This window comes from Rhodococcus sp. ARC_M6, from assembly GCF_022810305.1.
GTDB lineage: Bacteria > Actinomycetota > Actinomycetes > Mycobacteriales > Mycobacteriaceae > Rhodococcus_F.
Genome location: NZ_JALGQH010000001.1, coordinates 580906 through 605013, shown reverse-complemented (window position 1 = coordinate 605013; position 24108 = coordinate 580906). Strand labels below are relative to the sequence as shown.

At 61.3% G+C, this 24108-nt stretch carries 28 protein-coding genes and 1 pseudogene; 15 read left to right on the top strand and 14 right to left on the bottom strand.

The annotated features are described in order from the left end of the window. Positions 1-78 precede the first annotated feature (78 nt). Positions 79-1275 (bottom strand): Ig-like domain-containing protein, encoded by a 1197-nt coding sequence (locus tag MTX36_RS02760; protein WP_243618204.1) that lies wholly within the window; start codon positions 1273-1275, stop codon positions 79-81. A 33-nt stretch (positions 1276-1308) separates the two neighbouring features. Then, positions 1309-2400 carry a UDP-N-acetylmuramate dehydrogenase gene (locus MTX36_RS02755; protein WP_374230409.1) on the bottom strand — a complete coding sequence of 364 codons (1092 nt, stop codon included), beginning with the start codon at positions 2398-2400 and terminating at the stop codon, positions 1309-1311. Between the two features lie 26 nt (positions 2401-2426). Here MTX36_RS02755 and MTX36_RS02750 point away from each other — a divergent pair, with 26 nt between their 5' ends. From MTX36_RS02750 to MTX36_RS02740, 3 genes are read left to right on the top strand one after another with little or no spacing between them, the layout of a single operon-like run. Beyond that, a complete protein-coding gene (locus MTX36_RS02750; protein WP_243618203.1) occupies positions 2427-2924 on the top strand; it encodes a DUF2505 domain-containing protein in 498 nt (165 codons plus the stop codon). 60 nt (positions 2925-2984) lie between these two features. Continuing rightward, a complete protein-coding gene (locus MTX36_RS02745; RefSeq protein ID WP_094271701.1) occupies positions 2985-3485 on the top strand; it encodes a DUF2505 domain-containing protein in 501 nt (166 codons plus the stop codon). A gap of 6 nt (positions 3486-3491) precedes the next feature. Beyond that, entirely contained in the window at positions 3492-4280 is a 789-nt protein-coding gene (locus MTX36_RS02740) for a class I SAM-dependent methyltransferase (protein WP_243618202.1), read from the top strand. Between the two features lie 70 nt (positions 4281-4350). Here MTX36_RS02740 and MTX36_RS02735 read toward each other — a convergent pair whose 3' ends face one another. Both MTX36_RS02735 and MTX36_RS02730 read right to left on the bottom strand, forming a co-directional pair. Continuing rightward, positions 4351-5790 (bottom strand): Ig-like domain-containing protein, encoded by a 1440-nt coding sequence (locus MTX36_RS02735; RefSeq protein ID WP_243618201.1) that lies wholly within the window; start codon positions 5788-5790, stop codon positions 4351-4353. Positions 5791-5948: 158 nt separating this feature from the next. Then, a complete protein-coding gene (locus tag MTX36_RS02730) occupies positions 5949-6533 on the bottom strand; it encodes a hypothetical protein (protein ID WP_243618200.1) in 585 nt (194 codons plus the stop codon). A 127-nt stretch (positions 6534-6660) separates the two neighbouring features. Between MTX36_RS02730 and MTX36_RS02725 the strand changes: the two genes are divergently transcribed. Next, positions 6661-7428 carry a DUF2993 domain-containing protein gene (locus MTX36_RS02725; protein ID WP_243618199.1) on the top strand — a complete coding sequence of 256 codons (768 nt, stop codon included), beginning with the start codon at positions 6661-6663 and terminating at the stop codon, positions 7426-7428. On the opposite strand, the gene deoC is transcribed toward MTX36_RS02725, so the two are convergent. Further along, complete coding sequence (gene deoC / locus MTX36_RS02720; protein ID WP_243618198.1) at positions 7425-8090, bottom strand: deoxyribose-phosphate aldolase; 666 nt, start codon at positions 8088-8090, stop codon at positions 7425-7427. The genes MTX36_RS02725 and deoC overlap by 4 nt on opposite strands. A gap of 64 nt (positions 8091-8154) precedes the next feature. Here deoC and purU point away from each other — a divergent pair, with 64 nt between their 5' ends. Further along, positions 8155-9042 carry a formyltetrahydrofolate deformylase gene (gene purU, locus MTX36_RS02715; protein WP_243618197.1) on the top strand — a complete coding sequence of 296 codons (888 nt, stop codon included), beginning with the start codon at positions 8155-8157 and terminating at the stop codon, positions 9040-9042. Here purU and MTX36_RS02710 read toward each other — a convergent pair. From MTX36_RS02710 to MTX36_RS02685, 6 genes are all read right to left on the bottom strand, one after another. Further along, positions 9039-10070 (bottom strand): alpha/beta fold hydrolase, encoded by a 1032-nt coding sequence (locus MTX36_RS02710; RefSeq protein WP_243618196.1) that lies wholly within the window; start codon positions 10068-10070, stop codon positions 9039-9041. The two genes, purU and MTX36_RS02710, sit on opposite strands and share 4 nt — an antisense overlap. A 49-nt stretch (positions 10071-10119) precedes the next feature. Beyond that, complete coding sequence (locus MTX36_RS02705; RefSeq protein WP_243618195.1) at positions 10120-11034, bottom strand: diiron oxygenase; 915 nt, start codon at positions 11032-11034, stop codon at positions 10120-10122. A gap of 106 nt (positions 11035-11140) precedes the next feature. Further along, positions 11141-11434 (bottom strand): DUF2516 family protein, encoded by a 294-nt coding sequence (locus tag MTX36_RS02700; protein ID WP_243618194.1) that lies wholly within the window; start codon positions 11432-11434, stop codon positions 11141-11143. 95 nt (positions 11435-11529) lie between these two features. Then, positions 11530-12375 (bottom strand): heparin-binding hemagglutinin, encoded by an 846-nt coding sequence (locus tag MTX36_RS02695; RefSeq protein WP_243618193.1) that lies wholly within the window; start codon positions 12373-12375, stop codon positions 11530-11532. A gap of 23 nt (positions 12376-12398) precedes the next feature. Next, entirely contained in the window at positions 12399-12872 is a 474-nt protein-coding gene (locus MTX36_RS02690) for a helix-turn-helix domain-containing protein (RefSeq protein WP_243618192.1), read from the bottom strand. Between the two features lie 106 nt (positions 12873-12978). Then, on the bottom strand, positions 12979-14250 hold the full coding sequence (locus tag MTX36_RS02685) for a DUF445 domain-containing protein (protein ID WP_243618191.1): 1272 nt from the start codon (positions 14248-14250) through the stop codon (positions 12979-12981). A gap of 151 nt (positions 14251-14401) precedes the next feature. On the opposite strand from MTX36_RS02685, the gene MTX36_RS02680 reads away from it, so the two are divergent. Together MTX36_RS02680 and MTX36_RS02675 are read left to right on the top strand one after the other, a co-directional pair. After that, positions 14402-15136: a TetR/AcrR family transcriptional regulator gene (locus MTX36_RS02680; RefSeq protein ID WP_243618248.1), complete on the top strand. Its 735-nt coding sequence runs from the start codon at positions 14402-14404 to the stop codon at positions 15134-15136. A gap of 34 nt (positions 15137-15170) precedes the next feature. Next, positions 15171-16025 (top strand): polyphosphate kinase 2 family protein, encoded by an 855-nt coding sequence (locus MTX36_RS02675; RefSeq protein ID WP_243618190.1) that lies wholly within the window; start codon positions 15171-15173, stop codon positions 16023-16025. Positions 16026-16044: 19 nt separating this feature from the next. Here MTX36_RS02675 and MTX36_RS02670 read toward each other — a convergent pair whose 3' ends face one another. After that, positions 16045-16266: a hypothetical protein gene (locus tag MTX36_RS02670; RefSeq protein ID WP_243618189.1), complete on the bottom strand. Its 222-nt coding sequence runs from the start codon at positions 16264-16266 to the stop codon at positions 16045-16047. A 117-nt stretch (positions 16267-16383) separates the two neighbouring features. On the opposite strand from MTX36_RS02670, the gene MTX36_RS02665 reads away from it, so the two are divergent. Beyond that, positions 16384-16917 carry a DUF2231 domain-containing protein gene (locus MTX36_RS02665; RefSeq protein WP_243618188.1) on the top strand — a complete coding sequence of 178 codons (534 nt, stop codon included), beginning with the start codon at positions 16384-16386 and terminating at the stop codon, positions 16915-16917. Between the two features lie 21 nt (positions 16918-16938). Here the strand turns inward: MTX36_RS02665 and MTX36_RS02660 are convergent, their stop codons facing one another. Beyond that, on the bottom strand, positions 16939-17358 hold the full coding sequence (locus MTX36_RS02660) for a DUF6292 family protein (protein ID WP_243618187.1): 420 nt from the start codon (positions 17356-17358) through the stop codon (positions 16939-16941). A 122-nt stretch (positions 17359-17480) separates the two neighbouring features. On the opposite strand from MTX36_RS02660, the gene MTX36_RS02655 reads away from it, so the two are divergent. Next, a complete protein-coding gene (locus MTX36_RS02655; protein WP_243618186.1) occupies positions 17481-18749 on the top strand; it encodes a glycosyltransferase in 1269 nt (422 codons plus the stop codon). 41 nt (positions 18750-18790) lie between these two features. Here the strand turns inward: MTX36_RS02655 and MTX36_RS02650 are convergent, their stop codons facing one another. Next, the gene (locus MTX36_RS02650) at positions 18791-19072 is read right to left on the bottom strand and encodes an STAS domain-containing protein (protein WP_243618185.1); all 282 of its coding nucleotides are present in this window, start codon (positions 19070-19072) and stop codon (positions 18791-18793) included. A 6-nt stretch (positions 19073-19078) separates the two neighbouring features. Here MTX36_RS02650 and MTX36_RS02645 point away from each other — a divergent pair. The 6 genes and pseudogenes from MTX36_RS02645 to MTX36_RS02620 all read left to right on the top strand — a co-directional run. Continuing rightward, a pseudogene (locus MTX36_RS02645) lies at positions 19079-19525 on the top strand (urea ABC transporter permease subunit UrtB); the annotation flags it as partial. Continuing rightward, positions 19522-20631: an urea ABC transporter permease subunit UrtC gene (urtC, locus tag MTX36_RS02640; RefSeq protein WP_243618184.1), complete on the top strand. Its 1110-nt coding sequence runs from the start codon at positions 19522-19524 to the stop codon at positions 20629-20631. The pseudogene MTX36_RS02645 and the gene urtC, both read left to right, overlap by 4 nt. After that, positions 20628-21440 (top strand): urea ABC transporter ATP-binding protein UrtD, encoded by an 813-nt coding sequence (gene urtD / locus MTX36_RS02635; protein ID WP_243618183.1) that lies wholly within the window; start codon positions 20628-20630, stop codon positions 21438-21440. Before urtC ends, urtD begins: the two co-directional genes overlap by 4 nt. 3 nt (positions 21441-21443) lie before the next feature. After that, positions 21444-22136: an urea ABC transporter ATP-binding subunit UrtE gene (gene urtE, locus MTX36_RS02630; protein WP_094271662.1), complete on the top strand. Its 693-nt coding sequence runs from the start codon at positions 21444-21446 to the stop codon at positions 22134-22136. Between the two features lies 1 nt (position 22137). Then, positions 22138-22848 (top strand): GntR family transcriptional regulator, encoded by a 711-nt coding sequence (locus MTX36_RS02625; RefSeq protein ID WP_243618182.1) that lies wholly within the window; start codon positions 22138-22140, stop codon positions 22846-22848. Between the two features lie 265 nt (positions 22849-23113). Then, positions 23114-24103, top strand: coding sequence for an LLM class flavin-dependent oxidoreductase (locus MTX36_RS02620; RefSeq protein WP_169632564.1), 990 nt, complete (start codon positions 23114-23116; stop codon positions 24101-24103). Positions 24104-24108: the final 5 nt, after the last annotated feature.

Sequence of the window (24108 nt, the reverse complement as noted above, 5' to 3'; positions counted from 1 at the left end):
GTAGACGCACGGAAGACAGCGACGGTTCCGTCAGGGCAGAATTCGACGGGTCCGTCAGGGAAGAATTAGACGCACGCTTCAGGCGAGCACGGACATCGACTTCCAGGTGGGGAGATCGATCGCCCAGTCGTAGATATCGCCGTCGGCTGCCGAGAGTGCGATCGATGTCCCGGTCACCTCGACGGGATCGCCGTACAGGGCGGTTCCGAAATACTCCTGGGCGTCGGACATCGAGAGGTTGATGCAGCCGTTGGTGACGTTCGAGGAGCCCTGAACTCCGGTTGTTTCGGGGTTCGCGTGGATGAACTCACCGTTGTTGGAGATACGGACTGCCCAGCGTTCGCGGACGTTCTCGTAGAACGGCGGGTTGGACATGAGGAAGTCTTCGTACTTCTCGGTGACCATGTGAATGCCACTGCGCGTGACGTTTCGGGGTTCGTTTCCTTCGCCGTAGCTGACCGGAATGTCCATGATGGTCTGGCCGTCGCGGACCACCTGCATCCGGTGGCTAGGCGCGTTGGCCTTCACGATCTGGCTTCGACCGATAGTGAAGTCGAGCGTGAGGTCTTGATCTCCGTAAGCGCCGCCGCCGTAGTTCAATCCGTAGAGCTTGGCGTCGAGATGCACGGTTGTTCCGGGTGCCCAGTAGGTGGCCGGACGCCAATGCGCCCGCGATCCGCCGTTGTCGTCGGGCAGCCAGGCCCACGAACCGGGGGTGGGCGGAACAGTGGTGACGACCAGAGCCTTTTCCACCGCAGCTTGGTCGACAACGGTGTCGTCGAACTGCAAGGTGATCGGCGCGGCGATGCCAACTTCCTGGCCGTCGGCGATGTTGAGAGTGCCACCGGTCCGAGATGCCGGAGTGAGTGTCGTGAAACTGCCGTCGACTCGAACGGTTTTTCCGTCGGTGCCCGTTGCCGAACCCGACCACGAATACGTCGCCCCGTAGCCGAGAGCCTCGCTGACGGTGAACGCCGTCTTGTCCGGGGACAGTTGCCCGGCGACGGGTTTGCCCGCCGAGGAGCTCAGAGACACCTCGTCCAGAGTCCCTCCGGTGACTGCAACCGACACCGGCGTGATCGGGCTGACGTCTTGGGTGCCGACGGCGGGCGTCGACGTAACGTGCGCGACCGGAGGTTTTTCAGTCGGTTCGGCATTGCCGGCAGTAGTGGCTCCGCCGATGGTGCAGCCCGCGATGCTCAGCATTGCGACAAGCAAGAGCGCTACCAAGGCAGCGAGACGCGGACGGTTTCTCCTACTACCTGGCTGATGCACCTCAACAGGCTACATTCGCTTTTCCGGCTCAGCTCAGATCCGGCAACCCACGGTTACCGGTTCCGGCTCCAGAAGCACGCCGAATGCGGCGTCGACCCCGTCCCGGACAGTTCGCGCGAGAGCAACGATGTCAGCGCACTTCGCGTCGCCCCGGTTTGTCAGGGCCAGGGTGTGACGAGTCGACAATCGAGCGGGCGCATCGTCCCCCGGATATCCCTTCGAGAATCCGGCGCGCTCGATCAGCCAACCTGCCGACAACTTGGTTCCACCGACGCCCGGATACTGCGGAACTGCGACGTCGCCGAGTTTGCTGCTGATCGCGGCCAGCACCCGCGGAAGTTGATCGTCGGCGACCACCGGATTGGTGAAGAAGGAACCAGCACTCCACGTGTCGTGATCGTAGGCGTCGAGAACCATCGCTTTACCCGAACGCAAGCCCAGAACAGCCGCACGGACCAGCGACGCAGGCACACGGTCGCCTTCTTGCGCATCCAGAGCAGTGAACAGTTCGCGGTACGCCAACGGCGCACTCAGCCCGTCCGGGGTCGTATCGAATTCGACGGCCAGGACCAGCGCGGAATCCGAATGTTTCAGGACACTCGAGCGGTAGCCCAGTTGAAGTGCAGCGGGTTCGACCCAGGACACCTCACCGCTGCGACGATCGAGCAACTGGACCCGACGCAACTGCGATCCGACCTCGACTCCGTAAGCGCCGACATTCTGCACCGGCGTTGCACCCGTCGAACCGGGGATTCCGGACAGAGCCTCGAGTCCACCCAATTCTGCGGCTACGGATTGACCGACAACCTCGTCCCACACCGCACCGGCCTCGGCAATCACGCGGTCGGTGTCGAGGGTCACCGTGGTGTTCGCCACACGGACCACGACGCCGTCGAATCCGTCGTCGGAAATCACCAGATTCGAGCCGCCCGCCAAGATCAGCGAAGGCACCCGCTCATGATCGAGCAGACGCACGACGTCGACCAGCGACTGCGTCGTCGGGCATTCCGCCAGCAGCCTCGCAGGTCCGCCGACTCGAAGCGTCGTCAATTCCGACAGATCAATGTTCTCGGACACGAAAGCGCCGGAATCTACGACGCGTTGGCCAATGGTTACGTCCCACACATCGGTAAACGGTAGCCTCCACAATCGTGAGCCGTCGCATCGAGCATTCATCGAAGTACACCGTCCCTGCCGCCAAGGTCCATGAGGCGGTGACGTCCGAGCAGTACTGGCGTGACCGTGTCGCCGCTGTCGGAGGCCCCGGAGCAACCATTGACGAACTGACTGTCCGCGACGAAACCGTCGCTGTGACCATGTCTCAGGTCATTCCCGCCGAGCACTTGCCTTCCATGGTTTCCAACTTCATCAAGGGTGATGTCGTCATCAAGCGCAGCGAGACCCTCGCCCCGCTCAACGGAGATACTGCGACGGGAACTTTCTCGGCGCACATCGACGGGGTTCCCGTACGCGTCGAGGGCACTCAGGTGCTTACCAACGACGCCACCGGTTGCACCTTGACCGCCGACGGTGAGGTCGAGGTCAAGATCCCGATCATCGGCGGCAAGATCGAAAGCGCGATTGTCGAAGAAATTCTCCGTCTGATCGACGCCGAGCAGAACTTCACACGGGAGTGGATCACCGAATAGCAGGTTGCGGGCGGGGTACGTTTTTTCTGTAACAGCAGGTAGCCGGTATCGTTTTCGACCATGGCTCGCCGCATCGACTACTCCGCCCGCTACCAGCACTCCCCGGAACAGGTCTACGAAGCACTGACCGACCGCGGATACTGGGACGCTCGGGTCGAGGAGATGCGCAAGCATTCCGAAAATCGTGTGGAACATTTCGAGGTCACCGATTCCGGGATCGATCTCGTCCTGCACCATGTCCTGCCCCGCGCGGATCTGCCTGATCTCGCGCAGACCGTGATGCGAAACGATCTCGTCATCACTCGCCGAGAGTCCTACGGCGTGTTCGGTGAGATCGTCACCGGAACGTACGAGGCGTCCATTCCCGCCGGGCCGGGAAGCCTCACCGGAACCATGGAACTGTTCGGCACCGACACCGGCTGCACCTTGCGAACCTCCTCGGAAGCCAAGGTGTACATCCCGTTTCTCGGCGGCAAGTTGGAAGAGCTGATGCTCAACAATCTTGTCGATCTGTTCCGTACGGAAGCTCAGGTCACCGCGACCTGGCTCGCCGCCCGCTGACCCGCGGTGAAGACTGCTCCACCCTCGAAGCCCGAGGGTGTCATCACACGTGGAACTACCGGCATCAACCGTCTACGTCGCAGCGACCGCTGGATCGTGCACAACACATCCGTGGGTCGTGCGCTGCGCCATGCTGCTGATCCACTGATCGTCGACCTCGGCTACGGTGCCCGCCCGGATACGACATTCGAGATGGCGGACCGCCTTACCGCAGTACGACGCGACCGCCGCGTGATCGGCCTCGAAATCGATCCGGCCCGTGTAGTGGCCGGCCGCGACGGTGTCAGCTTCGCGCGAGGTGGATTCGAATTGGCCGGGCTCTCACCGGTTTTTGTCCGCGCCTTCAACGTGTTGCGTCAATACCCCGAAGACGCAGTGGAATCGGCGTGGTCTCATATTCAATCCGGTCTGGCGCCGGGTGGCCTGATCCTCGACGGGACGTGCGACGAACTCGGGCGTCGTTGCGCCTGGGTGCTTCTCGACGCTCATCGACCATTAACCCTGACCTTGGCGTGGGATCCTTTCGACATCGAGAAGCCCTCGGACATTGCAGAACGCTTGCCCAAGGCCCTTATTCACCGCAATGTACCGGGCGAGCCGATCCACGCACTCCTCACCGCTGCTGATCGGGCGTGGGCGACGGCTGCCCCACACGCGTCTTTCGGCCCGCGACACCGATGGGCTGCAGCTTTGGAAATTCTTCGTGCGCAGGGCATTCCAGTTCAACCGGCCCGTCGACGCCTCCGAGATTGCATCTTGACGGTGCCCTGGCAGGTAGTGGCACCCAACTCCTGACAGATAGGCAGAGCGCCCCGCCTCCGGAGAATTTCCGGAAGCGGGGCGCTCGTGTCAGTACTGATTCGGACTAGGAACCGAAGATGTTGCCGAGACTGCCGAGCGAGCCGGTCGAGCTGCCGGCACTGCCGGTACCCCCGCCGTTAGCTGCCGGGGCAACCTGGACGGAGATCGACTCGTCGGAAGCTGCAATGTTTCCGCTTCCGGAGAATTCAGCCTTGACTGTGCGCTGCCCCGCTACCGTGGGGGTCCAGTTCAGTGTTGCCTTGCCGTTGGCGTCGACTTTTGCCGTACCGATGACGGTGTCGCCGTCCTTGAACGTGACATCGCCACCGGCGGTGCCGGGAGTGATCTGAGCCGAAATGGACTGGGCAACACCAACCTGGCCGCCATCTACCGAAACACTTGTCTTCGATTCGGTGATGTCCGCGGGCTTATCTGCCACCGTTGTGGCTGTACTGGTGCTCGAGGGCTTGACTCCGTCGCGGCCCGAGAACGAAGCATCGATCGTCTGGCTTCCTGCCACTGCCGGAACCCACGCGTAGGTGGCTTCGCCGTTTCCATTGACCGGCACGTCGGCAAGGGTCGTGCTGCCGATCTTGAAGGTGACCGTTCCGCCGGCAGCCTTCGGTGAAACCGTTGCCTTCAGTGTGGTCGACTTACCGACCTGAGCTCCGGAAATTCCGGCGAGGGTCGTGGTGGACGAGGCATCAGCCTGCGTCACATTCATGTTCTGGGCTGCGGACTGTGAGCCCACCGCCTTTGTGGTGTCTGCAAACTTCGCGGAGATGGACGCGGAGCCCTGAGTCGTCGGTGTCCAGGCGTATGTTGCAATACCGCTGTTGAGTGCGCCGCTACCAATCTTGTTGCCGGCGTTGAAGAAATCGACCGGATCACCGTTGGCGCCGCCGGTAACCGTCGCGCTCAATGTGGTCGGTTCGCCAACCTGCGCTCCACTGATCGGAGCTAGAGCTGTCGATGACTGGTTCATCTGCACATTGATATTCGGGCCCTTGCTGTCATAGGCAGCGTTGCCGCCAGACCACCCGATATGTACCGATGTATTCAGATCCTTGCCGCGCTCACAATCAGCACCCACGATGTACGTGAACTCGAAAGTCCGAGATTTCTTTCCTGAAATTCCATCCGAGTTCATAGTCCAGGTACCCTCTGCCCGGGCGAATGCCGGATCCACCGCGACATCGGGTACCGGCACGTTGTCGACCGTCGCCGAACCCGCCTTATATGTCAGGCACGACGGGTGAACGTCCTTAACCTGCTTGAGGTACTGGAGAATTCCCGTTCGATCCAATTTCGTCGTCGACGTGATCTCTTCCCCCTCCGCAGGATTCACGTTGCTGATCGTGCGAGTGAAGTTGTACCCGTTGGCACTCCACGTCGACACACCCGGAGCTGCATTCGCAACACCAATACCAACCACCGCAAACCCGGCAGCAACTGCAAAGGCACTCACACCACTGACAACACGACGTACAGAACTAGCCGACATAAAGAGACGTTCCCTCTCGACAACACACAAATGGACGCCCACAACGGACGTCCATTCTTCCGATTTGTAAATATTGTCCCATGCCTGAAAGTTAGCTGGATATCACCCATCCTGATCGTGAAGGATTTTGATCGCTGAGCGAACGAAATCCTTCAGGATCAAAGCGACCGATTGGCTACCAGCGCCAGCTCGACCCTCACAGCCACGTCAACCTCCGCGTTCTCGCAGGACAGATACAGCTCACGCGCATCAAGACGGCCGATGGCAACACCGTCGGAGACCACCTCGTCAAGCAACTCTTGAGAAATCCCGCCCGCAGCGATATCGAGAACGGTGCGGACGGGTGTCGTAAGACGAATGGGTCCAATCTGCTCGCAGTCGGATTCAGCAAGAATGCACCGGTGTAGGGCCAATTGCCGTGCCGGAGCCATGATTGGCACTTCGGTCGAGAAATGGAGGAATCGCGGCTGCAAATGGCCAAGTCCGTGCAGTTCTGCTGCGCTGTAATGCGAGACAGTTGCCCGGCCGGCAAACCAGGTGCACCATTTTGCAAACTCGTCGAGTGCCGTACGCCTGACCGAATCCAAGCGGAAGAGTCCCGGGCAATCCGAAATCCAAGGACCGGATTTCAGAAGACAATTCACGTCGCCGGCAGTTAGCCCCAACGCCGATGCCTGATCTGTCGCGACAAATCCGCATTGCCGCAGCGCCAACTGTTCGAGTGCTTCGTAATCGGGAGCCATGACTACCTCCGAAGACCGTCGACGTCGCTTCCCGCCAGACTACGTCAGCATGTGTTCCGGATCACAGCATTGAATAAATTTGTGTATTCACAGAGTTCATTCAGACTCGTCGGGAAGAATCCCTGAGATGACTGTCGCAGCGAACAACGCACCCCCGCGCAATCGTGTGCTCATCGTCCTGCTCGTCGTGATCGCTGTGCTCGCGGCAGCGCTCGTCGGCGGCGAACTGTACGTACGCAACCAAGTCAAGACCTGCATGGCAGACCAGTTTCAGAGCGAACTCGGCTCTCAGGTCGACGTCGGACTGAGTTGGAAGCCAGTACTCCTCCAAGCTGTGGACAAGAAGGTCCCGTACATCAGTATCGACAGCGACGATTCGTCGTTCGGGCCGGCGTCCGGAATGCAGGTCCACGCCAAGGTCAACGACATCGACCTACAACCGTCGGCCGGGAACAGCGGAACGATCGGCAGTTCCACCGCCGACGTCACGTGGTCCACTGCCGGGATCCTGACCACGTTGCAGCAGCAGGCCTTCGGTGGTCTGGTCACCGGTGTGACGACGGATTCTGCCGCCGGAACCTTGTCCTTCGACGTCGGCCCGGCCGGCCTCGCCAAGCTGACGGTCAAGCCGACGGTCACCAACGGAGTTGTCGATGTCAAAACCGTGGGCGCTGAAATCCTGGGCTTCGGGCTTCCTACCGATCTGGTCGACGGTGTTGTCCAGACCTTGACCGACAGCTTGCAGACCTACCCGCTGGGTATGCAGCCCACCAAGCTCGCCGTCACGGACAGTGCGATCCAGATTTCATTGGAGGGCGGCGCCTACGCAATGCCTGTTGCCACTGGAACGCAGAATGCATCGGCCGCCCCCGACAGCTGTGGAATCCTGACTTAGTCAGCCAAGCCGTCCAGCACAGCGCGGGTTCCCGAAAGCCCGAGGCGGGTAGCTCCGGCAGCGATCATGTCGAGTGCTGCCTGCGTCGTACGGATTCCGCCGCTGGCTTTGACTCCCACGGCGGGTCCGACGGTCTTGGCCATCAATGCCACTGCTTCCACCGTTGCGCCTCCCGCGGGATGGAAGCCGGTGGAAGTTTTCACGAAGTTTGCACCCGCATGCACTGCGGCACGGCAGCATTCGACGATCGCTTCATCGGACAATGCTGCGGTTTCGAGAATGACCTTGAGTACGGCAGTCTCACCCATGGCTTCGCGCACAGTCAGAATATCGGCCAGCACCGCGTTGTAGTCGCCGGCGATTGCCGCACCGATGTCGATGACCATGTCGATTTCGCGAGCACCTTGATCAACAGCCAAACGAGCTTCGGCGCCCTTCACCAACGAATGATGTTTGCCGGACGGAAATCCCACCACAGCGGCGGTCACCAAACCTTCGGCGCGGATGGGCAGCATCGACGGTGAAACACACACCGCGAGCACGCCCAGTTCCTGTGCCTCGGCGATCAGGGCGTTCACGTCGGCAGCTGTGGCTTCGGGTTTGAGCAGGGTGTGGTCGACCATCGCGGCAACCTGGGAACGAGTGAGCGCAGCTTGAGCCATGAAAGAAAGCTTGGCACATGACCACGCGTCGGGCGCCACCGCGACACCTGAGAGACTAAGCCTCATGACCGCTGCCTCGTTGACAGATGATCGACGCTACGTTCTCTCCCTCGGCTGCCCCGATACGACGGGCATCGTCGCGCGCATCTCGACCTTCCTCACCGAGGTGGGTGGATGGATCGTCGAAGCGGCGTATCACGCTGACGCAGACACCGGATGGTTCTTCACACGTCAGGCCGTTCGTGCGTCGTCGATCAGCATCACCATCGACGAACTGCGTGAGCGTTTCGCCGCTGTTGCAGCGGAGATCGGCCCCGAAACCGAGTGGACGCTGCATGATTCGGCGGCTCCCAAGAAGATCGTGCTTCTGGTGAGCAAGGAAGGCCACTGCCTCCACGATCTGCTCGGTCGCGCTGCGGGCGGAGAACTTCCCGCTGAAATCAGCGCGGTCATCGGCAATCACGAGGACCTGCGTAGCGTCACCGAACGCCACGGAATCGACTTCCACCACGTGCCGTTCCCCAAGGATCCGGCGCAGCGTGGACCGGCATTCGAGCAGGTTCGCAGCCTGGTCGACGCCCATGACCCCGACGCTGTTGTCCTGGCCCGTTTCATGCAGGTGCTGCCGGAGTCACTGTGCGAGCATTGGGCCGGCCGCGCAATCAACATTCATCACAGCTTCTTGCCGTCGTTCATCGGTGCGCGGCCGTACCACCAGGCGTTTGCCCGGGGTGTGAAGTTGATCGGCGCTACCTGCCACTACGTGACCGCAGAACTGGATGCCGGTCCGATCATCGAACAGGACGTGATCCGAGTGGACCATGCCGACGTCGCCGCCGACATGGTCCGACAGGGTCGCGATATCGAAAAGCTGGTTCTCTCACGCGGTTTGCGGTGGCACCTCGAGGATCGTGTGTTGGTGCACGGCCGCAAGACCGTCGTCTTCAGTTAGAGATTGCGCAAACGCACTATTTCCCGGTCGAATTCGTCGATGCTCTCGATGGACGACATGTGCCCGACGCCCGGCAACACGATCAACTGTTCGAGGTTGCCGGCGTCTTCGAGAACCTGAGCGAGCTTGCGCGCGTGGACCGGTGGAGTGAGTCGGTCCAGAGATCCGACGAGCACTGTGGTCGGTACATCGAGGTTGTCGAGACCCTCGTGAATGTCGAGGCCGCTGAGCGCCGCTCCCCAGCCGCCGCGGATGCGGGGCTTGCATTCACGAACAATGTTCTCGCAGAACGCAACTTCTGCTTTGGTGGCGTTGGGCGACATCGAGACGTACTGGATCGCCTTGGTCATGGCGCCCGAGGACATCAACGGCATCGGCGAGCTGAGAATTGCGCGGCCTACCGGAACCGGTACCCGTGGAAAGCGATTCGGCAGCGGAATGATGGTGGTTTCGGCGATCAGGCGATCGCTGGCTGTGCTGGCGAGCATCACGGCCGAAGCGTATTTCTTGACTTCGTCAGGGTGCTTGCCGGCCCACGCGATGATGCTCATGCCGCCCATGCTGTGCCCGACGATGACGGCTTTCTTGTCTTCGCGGACGGTGGCGGCCAAGACTGCGGAGAGGTCGTCGGCGAGGACGTCGGGCCCCAACGGAAGGGTGCCCACGGTGCTGCGTCCGTGACCGCGCTGGTCGTAGGTGATGACGCGGTACTCACCGGCGAGGGCGTTGACCTGCGGGTACCAGAATTCGGTGGAGCAGGTCCAGCCGTGGCTCAAAACTATCGGGTCACCGTCGGCGGGCCCGTACTCGCGAATGTTGATGATCGCACCGTCGTCGGTGGTCAGTTCGCTGATATCAGCCTTGAACGTCGGGGTCTGCAGGAGCGCATTTGGTTCGACGTCAGCGACAAGCGTCAGTCCCCGGGTGGAACGCCGATGACGAATACCGGCAACTGCCGCAATCGCAGCGCCAAATCCGACTGCTCCGCCCAATACCCGGAGGGTGGTAGTACGCGAACTGCTGGACATGCATTTACCCCTGACTGCTTCTTGAAGAGTGAGATACGGATGTTGCGTGTCAGATGATGTGCGCGCGGCGCAACAAGATCTTGGACGGGCCGCCGATGAGGCCGACCTCGGTGAGAAATTCGACCGTATTCCCGCATCCTCGACGCACCATGTCGTGGTAGTGGACATTGCTCTTTGCGGCTTTTTCAGCCGCGTCGGCGTCGAGTCCGGCTGCGGCGTACACGTTTTTGTTCACGAGGCTGGTGACCACGAAGTACGCCGTGATGGCGAGTACCAGGCGGATACGTGTTCGCTGGAACCGCGTGGCGTGAGCTACGCGTCGGACGGTTTCTTCGCGTGCAAATCTGATGTGTCGGGCTTCTTCGACTACGTGAATTTTGCTGACGGTTCGGGTGAGTGGCTGAACTCGCTTGTCTCGCATGAAGTCGCGTTGCATCATGTCGAGGATTTCTTCGGCGAAGAGTGTTCCGCCGTACGCCAATGATCCGGTGGCCGTTGCTTTGAAGGGTCGCGCTGCGGTGCGGATCCAGGCCTTGGGCCGGTAGGACGGGACCCCGAATTTTGCGGCTGAGCGGGCGAACATCGTGGAGTGGCGGCACTCGTCGGCAATTTCGGTGAGCGCGAATTGCACGTGTGCCGTTGAAGGATCATGGAAGTAGATGTCGCGGATCAGCATCTGCATGAGGATCATCTCGAACCAGATGCCGGTGCCGGCGATGCTTGCTGCCTCGTGGATTGTGAGGGTGATGCGTTGTTGCTGCGTCATCTCGTCCCACATCGATGTGCCGTAGAGGCTGCACCATTCGGGGGTCATTCCGTAGAGGTCGTCCGGGACGGGTGCTTCCCAGTCGATTTCGATCAGCGGGTCATAGGATGTGCGGGCTGCCGAGGCGAGAAGCCGCGACGCTGTTTCCTGTCGGTCACCGGCCCGTGTCAAACGGGACTTCTCTTGTTCTACAGACATCGCAGTTCACTCCCCACGAAGGCCGGCAATCTATGTGTGACTGCCGTTAACCCACAATAGCACCGCACACACCTTCACGGTCAGGGCTGAACAAAGAAAACGTGCGCTACCAGCGCGGACCCCGCTGGATGTCATCCACGCGAGGACGAACGTCAACGAGGTACACGCACACTGCGACTACCGCGATGATTCCAAGCATCTGCACCGGACCGAATGCCAGCAGAACCAACCCCGACACAACAAGAATTCCCAGCCAGATCGGCTTGGTCAGCTTGTTGACCGCGGTAAATGCGTCCGGACGCTGCCGAACGGCATGCACGATCGCAAAAACAGCACCGGCTAACGCCAGCACTCTCAGTACGAGAAAGATCAGGCCGATAATGCCATCCACAGCTATCACAACTACATCCTAGTTTCAGTTCCGCACGTCTACGACCAAAAGGCTCCCACGCCCGAGAGCGCAGGAGCCTTCACGCTGACCAACTCAGCTGAAGATCAAGCCTTCTTGGTCGGTGCAGCAGCCTTGGCCGGAGCAGCCTTGGCCGGTGCAGCAGCCTTGGCCGGAGCAGCCTTGGCCGGAGCAGCCTTCGCGGGAGCAGCAGCCGGAGCAGCAGCGGCAGCCGGAGCAGCCTTCTTGGCGGCAGCAGTAGCGCGTTCCTGAACGTCGGCAGCAGCAGCGGTTACGCGGGCAGCAGCTTCCTTGGAAGCCTCGTCTGCCTGCTCACCGAGGTCGAGAACCTTGAGTGCAGCTTCGTCGCCGGCATCGGCAATCTTCTCGCCGACCTCTTCTGCGGTGTCGGAGATGCGTCCAGCGGTGCGGCCGGCCAGCTTGGCAGCCTGCTCGCCTACGGCGCGGGTCTGACGCGCAACGGTGCCGAGTGCATCTTCGGTCAGTTCGACGACGTCACCGAGTGCGGATTCTGCAGCGGCGATGCCTTCTTCGACGGACGGCTGCTTGCGGATGCGCTCGACTGCATCTTCGCCGCGCTCGGCGAGGGAGTTGTACAGATCGCCGGCAACCTTGAGGTATGCCTCGGCAACCTTGCGGAGCTCTTCGGGTGCAAACTTCTCGCGCAGCTCGGCGAGCTCCTCGGGCAGCTCGGCCGGGAGACCGGCGAGACGCTCACGAAGTGCCTCAACGCTTTCCGCGACGTCGCCCTGCACGGCAGCGAACTTTTCGCGGGCACCGTCGACGCGGCCGGTGACCTCGTCCTGACGGGTCTCGGCGCGCTCACGAACCTGTGCGACAACGTCGGCAACAGCCTGGACGACGAGGTCGCCGGCGCCGACTGCGGCAAAGAGTGAGGTCTTGACGTTGTCGATGGTGGTCTTGTCAGTCATGGTGTTCTCCTTGTGAAAGTTCTTTAGTCCGGAGTTGTGGTCTGGGCTGCTGCTGCATCGGCGGCGGGCCGCGTCGAATCGTTCTCCCGACAGAACGAGTCGTAAATCTCGAGCAGTACTTGCTTCTGTCGCTCGTTGATGGCGGTATCGGCAATGACCGCGTCACGGATCGGACTGTGTGGCCGTTGCTCGAGGTACCCGGCTTGGACGTAGAGGACTTCCGAAGACACTCGGAGTCCCTTTGCGATTTGCGCGAGTACGTCGGCGGACGGTTTCCGTAGTCCTCGTTCGATCTGACTGAGGTACGGATTGCTTACACCGGCGAGCTGCGCGAGTTGGCGCATCGATACTTGCGCGGCTTCTCGTTGTGCACGAATAAACCCCCCGATATCGTGTGCCGCAGAGCTGACGACGCGTGCTGCCAAGTCGCTGGCTCCGGCTGCGGCACCGGATGATTCACGTTCTCCGTCATCGGAGTTCGTCGACTTCGCTGGCATTGCGTCCTCCCTTTCCAGTGGACATTTCCCACCATAGGAGAGGGTGCTAACTATTGCAAGCACTTCTGCTAGCGCTCGTGGTGGACATCACACGCACGCCCAGAACTCAGCCGAAGATCAGCGTCGAGAACGTATAGATGAACAGACCCGCAATCGAGCCGACAACAGTGCCGTTGATGCGAATGAACTGGAGATCACGGCCGACCTGCAGTTCGATCTTCTCGCTGGCCTCCTCCGCATCCCACCGTTCGACGGTGTCACTGATGACGCCGGTGATCTCGTCGGTGTAGTTCTCCGCGATGTACGTCGTACCGGCCACCAGCCAGCCGTCGACCTTGCTCCGCATCGAATCGTCGTCACGCAGACGCACACCCAGTCCGGCGACGTTCTCGGCGACCTTGGTCCGCAAGGTGCTGTTGGGGTCGTCCACCGATTCCATGATCAACCGCTTGGCCACCTGCCACGTCGCCGACGCCAGACCGGTGACTTCCTCACGGCCCATGATCTCGGCCTTGATTCCCTCGGCCTTCTTGATCGTCTCGGGATCGTTCTGCAGATCGTCCGCAAAATCGATCAGGAACCGATTGGCCGCAAGCCGCACCTCATGCTCGGGGTTGGCCCGCACCTTCCACGTGAACTCGACCAATTCCTTGTAGATCTTCTCGCCGAGCATCGCGTCGACGAACTTCGGCGACCACGCGGGCGAGTCACGCAGGATCACCCGGTCGATCGTTTCCTGGCTACCGAGTGCCCATTGGTGCGCGCGCTCGGCCAGCAGTTCGATGATCGGCAACTGCTTGTTGTCCTTGAGAAGCTCACCGAGAACTCGCCCAATGGGCGGCCCCCACATCGGTTCGGCCAGCCGTTTGACGATGGTGTTGTCGATGACCTGCGCAATATCCTCGTCGCGCAGTACCTCGACCAGCCCGCGCAGGATCGTCGACGTCTCCGCCGCAATCCGGGCCGCGTTCTCCGGCTCGGCCATCCACGTGCCCAACCGCAGCGGAATCTGAGCTTGCTTCACTTTCGCGGACACGACGTCCGGTGCCAGGAAGTTCTGGCCGACAAATGAACTCAAACTGGCCCCGAGCTGGTCTTTCTTACGTTTGATGATCGCGGTATGTGGGATCGGGATGCCCATCGGATGACGGAACAGCGCTGTGACGGCAAACCAGTCGGCCAACGCGCCGACCATGCCGGCCTCCGATGCGGACCGGACGTATCCGACCCACGCGCCAGCTCCGCGCGATTCCTGCCACCGACAGAACAGATAGACCACCGTCGCGAAAACGAGGAGCCCGGTGGCAAAGAATTTCATCTTTTGAAGGTCTCGACGCTTGGCTTGATCGTCGAAGGCGGAGAGGCTCAGTTGCTGCACCCTTGCCATTGTGCCGAAAGATTGCGGCGAGAGGCGTACGCGAGCCAGATCCAACCGCGCAGGTGCGTGCCCGGGGGAAACACACGGACACTAAGCTGAAGGGGAATGTAGACCGCTCGAACGTGGTATCACCACAGATATGAGAAGACTCGTGGCCAAGAACGCTGTGCAGGACAATGAGCAGGTAGACGGCACAGTCGTTGCTGACGCAAAGCCCGAGAAGTCCGACGGTCGTAAGCGACGCTGGCGTGAGCACAAGATCGCGCGTCGCGAAGAGCTTGTCGACGGCACCATCGCCGCGATCCGGGCACGCGGCCGCGATATCGGCATGGACGAGATCGCGTCCGAAATCGGCGTCTCCAAGACCGTTCTGTACCGCTACTTCGCGGACAAGAGTGACCTGACGACGGCCACGATGATGCGGTACGTCGAGACCATTCTCGCGCCCCGCATCTACCAAGCCATCAGCGACGAACTCGACGATTTCGAACTGACCCACGCCACGATCACCGCCTACGTCGAGACTGTTGCGTCGGATCCGTCGATCTATCTCTACGTGATGGCCAGCGGCGCCGGCGCCAATCGCGACGTGGTTGCCGAGTCGGAGCGAATGATCGCCGAACTGCTGTCCACCGTGCTGGGCAATCGCCTTCGCGAGATGGAAATGGATTCCGGCGGATCGCTTCCGTGGGCCTACGGCATTGTCGGTGGCATCCAGTTGGCGACGCACTGGTGGATTTCCAACAAGTCGATGTCCGCTGAATCGTTGATCGACTACCTGACGATGATGACGTGGGGCGGCATCACCGGCATCGCGGCAGTCAAGGGTTCCCCGGTCAAGTTCAAGTCAATGCCACATCCGTTGACGGTTCCCGAGAACGACTGACCAAACCGGGTTTGCTGTGGCACAGTTCCCAGTTATGGCAAACGACTCGCTGTGGGAAACATCGGCCGTCAAGACTCTTCGGGCGCAGCCTGGCTTCGAACTGGCACAACTAGACCGAAACAGCACTCCCGGATTCACCGGAAACAAAGCTGACGGTCAGCGGTTGCTCGAAGAGCGTGGCGGCGTTCTGTCGGGTATGCAGGAGTTGTTGTACGCCAACGGTCGCTCGGGCGACACTCGATCCGTCCTGCTGGTGCTGCAAGGCATGGATACGGCGGGCAAGGGCGGAATGATGCGCCACGTCATCGGTCACGTCGATCCGCAAGGCGTTGATCATGCGTCGTTCGGAGTCCCGACGGACGAAGAGAAGAAGCACCACTTCTTGTGGCGCATCCGGAAGGAACTCCCCCGCAACGGATACCTCGGTGTCTTCGACCGCTCTCACTACGAGGACGTCCTTGTCGTGCGCGTCCACGATCTGGTTCCGCCGAATGTGTGGGGTGCGCGTTACGACGAGATCAATCAGTTCGAAAAGGAACTGGTCGACGCCGGCACCACGATAATCAAGGTCGCGATGTTCGTGTCCTTGGACGAGCAGAAGAAGCGACTCCAGGAACGCCTCGACCGCCCGGAGAAGTACTGGAAGTACAACCCGAGCGACGTATCGGAACGAAAGTTGTGGCCCGCCTACCAAGACGCGTATCAGACAATGCTCGACAAGACATCCACCGAACACGCACCGTGGTACATCGTTCCGTGTGATCGCAAGTGGTACAGCCGAATTGCCGTCACCGAACTGCTCATCGACGCATTCGAGAAGATGAATCTGTCCTGGCCGCCGGCCGATTTCGACGTCGAGATCGAGAAGGCCCGGCTCGCAGATTCGTAACGAGCGGAACCGGTGCGACTCAGAACAGATGCGGCGACTCGCGGTGCACCTTGTGATCGTGCCGCACTGTTCCGCCGTACAGCGCAACAGCAGCGACGACACAGGCAACGCCGGTCAGTCCGGCGATCAGCGCCCAGCCTCCGTTGCCCGATCCGGCGGCGACAAGAAATCCGCCCAGACACACAACGGTGACAAGAACCAGGAAGTACGACGCCCACGCCGCAAAGAGATTGAGCTTCATGATGGCTCCTCCGGTCAGGTCCCCGTTACTGTCGGGGCCCTAGTGGCTTCGACCGTACGCCGGGGCCTCGCAGGCGACAAGAGGTTTCCTAGCGCCTTCTCTGGGTAGCCGAATTACATGGATATCGGAAACCTTTACCGCAGAGCCGAATCCGCACGCCAACTGGACGGTCCGTCTATAGGAATCCAGCGGCGGATCCTCGGCGCCGTCGACCGCACGCCCACCACCCGGAAGATTGCCGACGCACTTCGCGGCAGCCTTGTCGGTCACCCATTGCATCCAGCGCTGGTGACCGTTCCCGCTGGAGCGTGGACCGCGTCGGTCATCTTCGATTTCTTTGTGCGAGAACCGGAAACGGCACGACGGTTGATTGCCCTCGGCTTGATCACCACTCCCCCGGTCCTCCTGACGGGTTGGCTCGACTGGTCCGAGCGCAGTGACACCGCGCGGCGAGTGGGGTTGGTTCACGCCGCGGCGAACGGTGTCGGGATCATGTCCTTCATCGCGTCGTACCGATTACGTGCCTGCGAAACCGGTGGACTGCGCTCTGCCCGCCTGCTCTCCCTGATCGGACTGACCGCAGTCAGTGTCGGCGGAGCGCTGGGCGGGCATATCGTCTTTCGGCTGATGGATGCGTCCACCAGTGTGTAGCTCGAACTACGTGGCCTCGAACTACGTGGCAGCGAGTCCGTATTCGCGGAGCATCCGTGCAGTCCGGTCGGAATCCGCCAGCGGCCGATCCGTCGCCCACCGCAGCCGCCGGGGTCCCGAGCTGTCTACGCTCACACCGAATTTCGCAACAACCTCCGGAGACGCTACGGCTTCTTCACCGAGATACCCCAGAACGATCAGATCCTCACCGGACCTCGTTTCCACCGCCAGCGCCCAACCACACGTTTCCTCCCACAAGAGGGCAACTTCCCGCCCCGGGAACCTCGGCAATTTCCGATCGAGGGCGATGTACGCCTCCATCGGGTGATTGCCTCGACAACACCACTGCTCAATTCCAGCGCCGACGCGCTCCGCCACACTTTGCACGTAGCGCTCAAACCCTAGTCCCACGGTCGCGTCGACAAGTACCTGTTCGGTCATCGATTCTCACTCCTCAACCTCACGTGATTGCAATGTGCCCAGACCGCCGCCGCGCGAAACACCGGTTCAGATCACGGGCTTCGGGTATCCCCAGATCACACAGTCAACGGAGAGGTGTCCAGATGACATATTCGCCCGCAATCGCACCCGGACGAATGCTGAAGATATCCATGGTGTCCGTGAATGCCGATCCGCTAGCACCAGTCGGAAACTCTGTGGCCGGACGCCAAAATCTCCACGTCGACGAACTTTCCGCGGCGCTGGCCCGAGCCGGCCATGACGTTACGGTGTACACCCGGAAGCAGAGCTCCGGTCCGAGCCGTGTTCAGACCGACAGTGGCTACACCGTCGTCTACGCGGAGGCCGGTCCGCAGCGCGTACTCACCGACAAGGAACTGCTGCGTCATCTCGGCACGTTCGGCGGCGAGCTCCGCAATATGTGGATGCTCGACCGACCCGATGTCGTCCACGCTCATTACTGGATGTCAGGCATTGCAACGGAACTGGCCACTCGAATCCTGGGTATCCCGGTTCTGCAGACTTTTCATTCACTGGGCGTCACCGAGCGCCGTCACCTCGGAGCAGCCGACGAAAGCCCCTCGGAACGCTCACATCTGGAGCAACTTGTCGCCCGAGGTGCGACGCATGTGATCGCTACCAGCTCGGACGAAGTGTTCGATCTTGTTCGGCTCGGATCGCCGCGCTCGCGCACCACCATCGTGCCGTCCGGCGTGGACATCGATCAATTCACTCCCGAAGGACCCCGGGCAAAGAAAACAGCCGAACATCGATTACTTTGTGTCGGAAGGCTTGTCGAGCAAAAGGGGTTCGACGTGGCCATTGCCGCGCTCGCGTCGCTACCCGACGCCGAACTGGTGTTGGCCGGGGGCCCTCCGTCATCGGGCCTGCGCGCCGATGACGTCGCCATCGGATTGATGAAACTCGCGGAACGGTTGGGTGTCGAGGATCGAGTCAAACTTCTCGGACGCGTCCCTCACCATGCGCTGCCCAAGCTGATGCGTTCCGCGGACGCCGTGCTCTGCACTCCTCGGTACGAACCATTCGGTATCGTTGCGCTGGAAGCCATGGCGTGTGGGATTCCCGTCGTCGCAACGCCTGTCGGCGGATTGCGTGACACCGTTGTCGACGGCCTGACCGGACACCGTGTTCCGATCGACAACCCCATTCAGACAGCGCGAGTCGTGCGACATCTTTTCGACAATGCCGAGGAAGGCGCGTCATTCTCGCGGGAGGGCAGATCCCGTGCGTGCGAATCGTATTCGTGGGATCACGTTGCCGGTGAAGTTGTGCGAACCTACGGTCGGTGCGTCACTGCGCCGCCGCGTACCCGAGCACACAAAGTCGCTCACCCGAGCCAAGCTGCCCGGTAGACGGCTTGGCTGGTGAGCGACTGTGATGTGTTGGCAGCAATTCAGGCCAGGAAGCGCTTGGCATTCCACATTCCGACCGCACTGTCCAACGTTGTGTAGCAATCGAACATGGATTCTTGACCAGCAGCTTTGAGCAGACGCTGAACCGGTCGACCGCAGATCAACGCCAGACTTCCGCCGGCATCGCGTGTCAGCGCGGACAGAACCGAGAGTGAAGACAAGCCACACATTCCCATGAATGCGAGGTCCGACATATCCACGACCAGCGCACGGTCGGGCGCAACGTGATGCGACAGGTAGTCGCGAAAAGCGTTGGAGCTCAATAGATCATTCTTGTGCTCTCCATCGCCGCCGTGATCGCGGTGTCGCTGGCACTCAAGCAGTCATCCATGGGCCGCCGGATCCGTGCCGTGGTACAGAACCGCGACCTCGCGGAAACAAGCGGAATCTCCTCCCGCCGTACCGATATCACCACCTTCTTCATCGGGTCCGGCTTGGCCGGCGTGGCGGGTGTGGCATTGACGCTGATCGGCTCGACCAGTCCGACTATCGGGCAGTCCTATCTGATCGACGCATTCTTGGTAGTTGTCGTCGGCGGGCTCGGGCAGATGAAGGGCGCGGTCATTGCCGCCTTCGCCCTGGGCATCCTGAACTCGTTCATCGAATACTCGACTACCGCATCGATCGCGAAGGTGATCGTCTTCGTCATCATCGTCGTGTTCCTCCAACTGCGTCCGCAGGGACTGTTTGCAGTCAAGACAAGGAGTCTCGTATGAGTATCCTCAGCAATTCACGTATCCGGGTCTGGGGCGGATTCGCAGTTGCCGCGGTCATCTTGTTCGCGATCGCCCCGGCAGTGCTCTCCGACTTCCGGCTGTCGTTGCTGGCGAAGTTCCTGTGCTTCGCTATCGTTGCCGTCGGAATCGGATTAGCCTGGGGCCGAGGGGGAATGCTCACCCTCGGGCAGGGTGTCTTCTTCGGAATCGGCGCCTACGTGATGGCAATGCATCTCAAGATCGCCGACGCCGAGCTCAAAGGCGACGCGGTCCCCGACTTCATGACAATCGCCGGCAAGACCGAACTACCCGGCTACTGGCAACCTTTCGCCTCTCCGTTCGTCGCGATCTTCGCGGTACTGTTCCTGCCCGCTGCCGTGGCTTTTCTTCTCGGACTCGGCGTCTTCAAGCGGCGCGTCAAGGGCGCCTACTTCGCCATCCTCTCCCAAGCGCTGGCCGCGGCCTTCGCAATCTTGCTGATCGGTCAGCAATCCATCGGCGGCAGTAACGGACTGAACCGCTTCCGCACGTTCTTCGGATTCAACCTCAACGACCCGGCAAACAAGCAGATGCTGTTCTTCATCGCTGCCGGAATCCTTCTCGCTTCGGTCGCACTGATCCGGCAGCTGATGAACTCCCGGTACGGCGAACTGCTTGTCGCCGTGCGAGATCAGGAAGAGCGGGTGCGATTCCTCGGATACGATCCCGCCAACATCAAGCTGGTCGCCTACGTGACGGCCGCATTCCTCGCCGGCATCGCCGGGGCGCTGTTCGTTCCGATCGTGGGCATCATCTCCCCCGCCGACGTCGGGATCGTTCCGTCCATCGCCTTCCTCATCGGCGTCGCAATCGGTGGCCGCGCAACCCTACTCGGACCCGTACTCGGAGCCATCGGTGTCGCCTGGGCGCAGTCGGCCTTCTCCGAGAAGCTTCCGTCCGGCTGGATCTACGCCCAAGGCCTCATGTTCATCATCGTGGTCGGCTTCTTCCCCGCCGGAGTCGCCGGACTCTTTGCCCTACTACGCCACCGCAAGAAGCGAAACAAGTCTGTTCCCCCGACAATCACGAAGGTCACCGAACCGGAAGCCGTGGAGGTGTCCGTATGACCAACACAACCGCCACCAGCCAACCCGCCCCCGCACTCGGCGGCAACGCTGGAATGTCCTCCGAATACCTCGAGGTACGCAACCTCTCGGTCAGCTTCGACGGATTCAAAGCCGTCGACGGCGTCGACCTGACTCTGATGCAGGGCGACCTCCGATTCCTGATCGGTCCCAACGGCGCCGGCAAGACCACACTCGTCGACGCCATCACCGGGCTGGTACCCGCCACCGGTTCGATCACCAAATCCGGTGAACAGTTGCTGGGCAAGAAGGTTCACAAGATCGCCCGCCTCGGTGTCGGACGCACGTTCCAGACTGCCAGCGTGTTCGAAGAACTCACCGTCCTGCAAAACCTCGACATCGCTGCCGGCGCCGGCCGCTCAGCCTGGGAACTGTTGCGCACCCGCAAGTCCGTACTCCCCGAAATCGAAGAAGCCCTCGAGACAATCGGCCTCGAAGCGCTACGCGACACGCCGGCCGGCATCTTGGCTCACGGACAGAAGCAGTGGCTCGAGATCGGAATGCTTCTGGTACAAAACTGTTCGGTTCTGCTGCTCGACGAGCCTGTCGCCGGAATGAGCCTCGAAGAACGGGAGGAAACCGGGAACCTGCTGCGTCGTATCGGCGGCGCGCGCACCGTCGTCGTGGTCGAACACGATATGGATTTCATGCGAGCATTTGCCACCTCGGTCACCGTTCTCGCCGCCGGCAAAGTCCTCGCCGAAGGAACTGTCGCTCAGGTACAAGCAGATCCCAATGTCCAAGCGGTCTACCTCGGCACGGCAGCAGCTGTGCCGGCAGGTCAGGAGTGAATCATGCTGGAAATCAGGGACATCCGGGCCGGATACGGTCGAACCGAAGTCATTCACGGGATCTCACTGACCGTCCCACGTGACGGAGTAGCCGCGGTCATGGGCCACAACGGAGCTGGTAAGACGACGCTCCTGCGATCTGTTGTCGGGCTGATCAAGCCGACCAGCGGAACCATCCTCCTGGGCGGCGAGGACATCACCGCAATGCGCCCCAGCGCCCGCGTGGCCCGCGGCCTTGCCTACGTCCCGCAGGGACAACAATCGTTCGGGCAGCTGACCACCGCTGAGAATCTTCAAGTGGTAGCCGATGGCCGCAAACGCGGAAAGGCACTCATCGCAGAAGCATTGGACATGTTTCCCGCGCTGACCACATTGCTCGAGCGCCGCGCCGGGCTACTCTCCGGCGGACAACGCCAACAACTGGCCATCGCCCGCGCCCTTATCACCGAACCGAAGATCCTCATCCTCGACGAACCCACCGAAGGCATCCAGCCCAACGTCGTCGCCGAGATCGAACGCACCATCATGGATCTGACGCGTCGGGGCGATCTCGGTGTTCTCCTCGTCGAACAACACATCGGATTTGCGCTCCAGTCTGCGCAGCACTACAGCGTCCTCGCTGCCGGACACGTCACCTCCACCGGAACCGGCGGCACCGAGTCCACCGACGCCGTCCGACGAGCAATGGCCATCTGACATGTCCGCCACCGGAATCGGTGATCCGTCCGGGGAATCCCTACGAGACCAGGTGTACGTGTCGATCCGGACCGATCTGCTGTCCGGGAAGATTGCGCCCAGCCAACGACTCGGAGAAGAGCGTCTGGCTCATGCGTACGGAGTATCGAGAACTCCGGTGCGAGAAGCCCTCGCACGATTGCAGTCCGACGGGCTGGTGCAGCGCGGAGATCACGGTTTGTATCCGTACCGGCCACGCGTCGACGAACTCGGCGGACTGTACGAACTGCGAATACTGCTCGAGCTACAGGGCGTTCGGCGAATACTCGAAGACGACACACTGCGCCATGATCCGGAGATTCTCGGACGCGAACTCGACCGGTGGTACGCGTTGCGGGCGCGCACCTTCGAGCCACACTCCGACTTCGTCACTCTCGACGAGGGATTTCACATCGCAGTGCTCGCGTCGGCCGGAAATCCGGCTCTGGTCGACGCTTTGGTGAGCGTCAACACAAAGATTCGGCCCGTGCGGATGTTCGACCACCTGACACCGGGCCGGTTGGAAACCTCTGTCGAGGAACACATACTGATTGCCGAGTTGATTCTCGACAACCAGCTGACCGTGGCCTGCAACAAACTGCGTGCGCATATCGACGAATCGAAAGTGCTCGTAGTCGAACGCGCTCACCAGGCCCTGGCAATGGCGGGCCTGGCGAGCGCGGTCAGAAACTAATTCCGAGAATCAGTGACGTGCAAGCACCGAACCTTCGGCCAGGAACAGTGCGCATCATCAGGTTGGGCGGTAAGTGCCAGACACAGATCCCCCGCACTGTGACGCGGTGCATAGCAGAGGGCTGAACCTGCGACATCTCGGTAAAAAGAAGCGCTTCTACCGAGCGGGGTGACCCAGTGTGAAGCCGGGAGGAAATAGGAATGCACCACCCGTGGTTGCACTTCACAACAACTGCTTTTGCCCGCTTCAGAAAGGCACCATCTCCATGTCAGTCCCCCTCTCCATCCTCGATCTCGCGCACATCGGCGCGAACGAGACCGCCAAAGACAGCTTCGACGCCAGCGTGACGTTGGCCCAGCGAGCCGAGGAGTGGGGTTACAAGCGCATTTGGTACGCCGAGCACCACAACATGGGCTCCATCGCGTCGTCGGCCACGAGTGTGCTGATCAGCCACGTTGCTGCTCACACGTCCAAGATCCGCCTCGGCGCGGGCGGCATCATGCTCCCCAACCACGCACCGCTCACCATCGCCGAACAGTTCGGCACCCTCGAAACCCTGCATCCCGGACGCATCGACCTCGGACTGGGCCGCGCACCCGGCAGTGACCAGAAGACGATGCAAGCACTGCGCCGCGACCCGAGTTCCTCGGACAGCTTCCCGCAGGACGTCCTCGAACTTCAGGGCTATCTGGGCGACACATCACGAATCCCCGGCATCAACGCCATCCCGGGCAAGGGCACCCACGTCCCCCTGTACATCCTGGGTTCGTCCCTGTTCGGCGCCAAGTTGGCGGCAATGCTGGGCCTCCCCTACGCCTTCGCTTCGCACTTCGCACCCAACGCGCTTCGCGACGCGGTATCCATCTACCGCCGCGAGTTCAAGCCGTCGGCGCAGTTGGCCGAGCCGTACGTGATCGCCGGCGTCAATGTCATCGCCGCCGACACCACCGAGCAAGCCCAACAGGATTTCCTCGCCTCGAAGCGCACCCGCGTCAGCCTGCTCCTCGGGCGCGGCCGAACCTTCACCGACGACGAAGCCGACATGCTGCTGGACTCTCCCGCCGGCCAGCAGGTTTTGCAGATGGCCCGGTACAGCGCCGTCGGAACGCCATCCGAAGTTCGGGCCTACCTCGACGAATTCACCGAGCACGCCCAGGCCGATGAGCTGATCACCGTATCCACCGGCACCAACCGCGAAGCCTGGCTGCGCACCTTCGAACTACTCGCCGACGTCAGTAATCTGGTGCCCGCCTAAGCTCT

Bases quoted from the DNA above. Each gene is read 5' to 3' on its own strand.
- MTX36_RS02665 (WP_243618188.1), top strand. From the start codon at position 16,384: ATGGATATCGGAAACCTTTACCGCAGAGCCGAATCCGCACGCCAACTG.
- urtD (WP_243618183.1), top strand. From the start codon at position 20,628: ATGACCAACACAACCGCCACCAGCCAACCCGCCCCCGCACTCGGCGGC.
- MTX36_RS02695 (WP_243618193.1), bottom strand. From the start codon at position 12,375: ATGACTGACAAGACCACCATCGACAACGTCAAGACCTCACTCTTTGCC.
- urtE (WP_094271662.1), top strand. From the start codon at position 21,444: ATGCTGGAAATCAGGGACATCCGGGCCGGATACGGTCGAACCGAAGTC.
- MTX36_RS02735 (WP_243618201.1), bottom strand. From the start codon at position 5,790: ATGTCGGCTAGTTCTGTACGTCGTGTTGTCAGTGGTGTGAGTGCCTTT.
- urtC (WP_243618184.1), top strand. From the start codon at position 19,522: ATGAGTATCCTCAGCAATTCACGTATCCGGGTCTGGGGCGGATTCGCA.
- MTX36_RS02710 (WP_243618196.1), bottom strand. From the start codon at position 10,070: ATGTCCAGCAGTTCGCGTACTACCACCCTCCGGGTATTGGGCGGAGCA.
- MTX36_RS02745 (WP_094271701.1), top strand. From the start codon at position 2,985: ATGGCTCGCCGCATCGACTACTCCGCCCGCTACCAGCACTCCCCGGAA.
- MTX36_RS02660 (WP_243618187.1), bottom strand. From the start codon at position 17,358: ATGACCGAACAGGTACTTGTCGACGCGACCGTGGGACTAGGGTTTGAG.
- MTX36_RS02725 (WP_243618199.1), top strand. From the start codon at position 6,661: ATGACTGTCGCAGCGAACAACGCACCCCCGCGCAATCGTGTGCTCATC.
- MTX36_RS02730 (WP_243618200.1), bottom strand. From the start codon at position 6,533: ATGGCTCCCGATTACGAAGCACTCGAACAGTTGGCGCTGCGGCAATGC.
- MTX36_RS02690 (WP_243618192.1), bottom strand. From the start codon at position 12,872: ATGCCAGCGAAGTCGACGAACTCCGATGACGGAGAACGTGAATCATCC.
- MTX36_RS02620 (WP_169632564.1), top strand. From the start codon at position 23,114: ATGTCAGTCCCCCTCTCCATCCTCGATCTCGCGCACATCGGCGCGAAC.
- MTX36_RS02625 (WP_243618182.1), top strand. From the start codon at position 22,138: ATGTCCGCCACCGGAATCGGTGATCCGTCCGGGGAATCCCTACGAGAC.
- MTX36_RS02675 (WP_243618190.1), top strand. From the start codon at position 15,171: ATGGCAAACGACTCGCTGTGGGAAACATCGGCCGTCAAGACTCTTCGG.
- purU (WP_243618197.1), top strand. From the start codon at position 8,155: ATGACCGCTGCCTCGTTGACAGATGATCGACGCTACGTTCTCTCCCTC.
- MTX36_RS02670 (WP_243618189.1), bottom strand. From the start codon at position 16,266: ATGAAGCTCAATCTCTTTGCGGCGTGGGCGTCGTACTTCCTGGTTCTT.
- deoC (WP_243618198.1), bottom strand. From the start codon at position 8,090: ATGGCTCAAGCTGCGCTCACTCGTTCCCAGGTTGCCGCGATGGTCGAC.
- MTX36_RS02655 (WP_243618186.1), top strand. From the start codon at position 17,481: ATGACATATTCGCCCGCAATCGCACCCGGACGAATGCTGAAGATATCC.
- MTX36_RS02705 (WP_243618195.1), bottom strand. From the start codon at position 11,034: ATGTCTGTAGAACAAGAGAAGTCCCGTTTGACACGGGCCGGTGACCGA.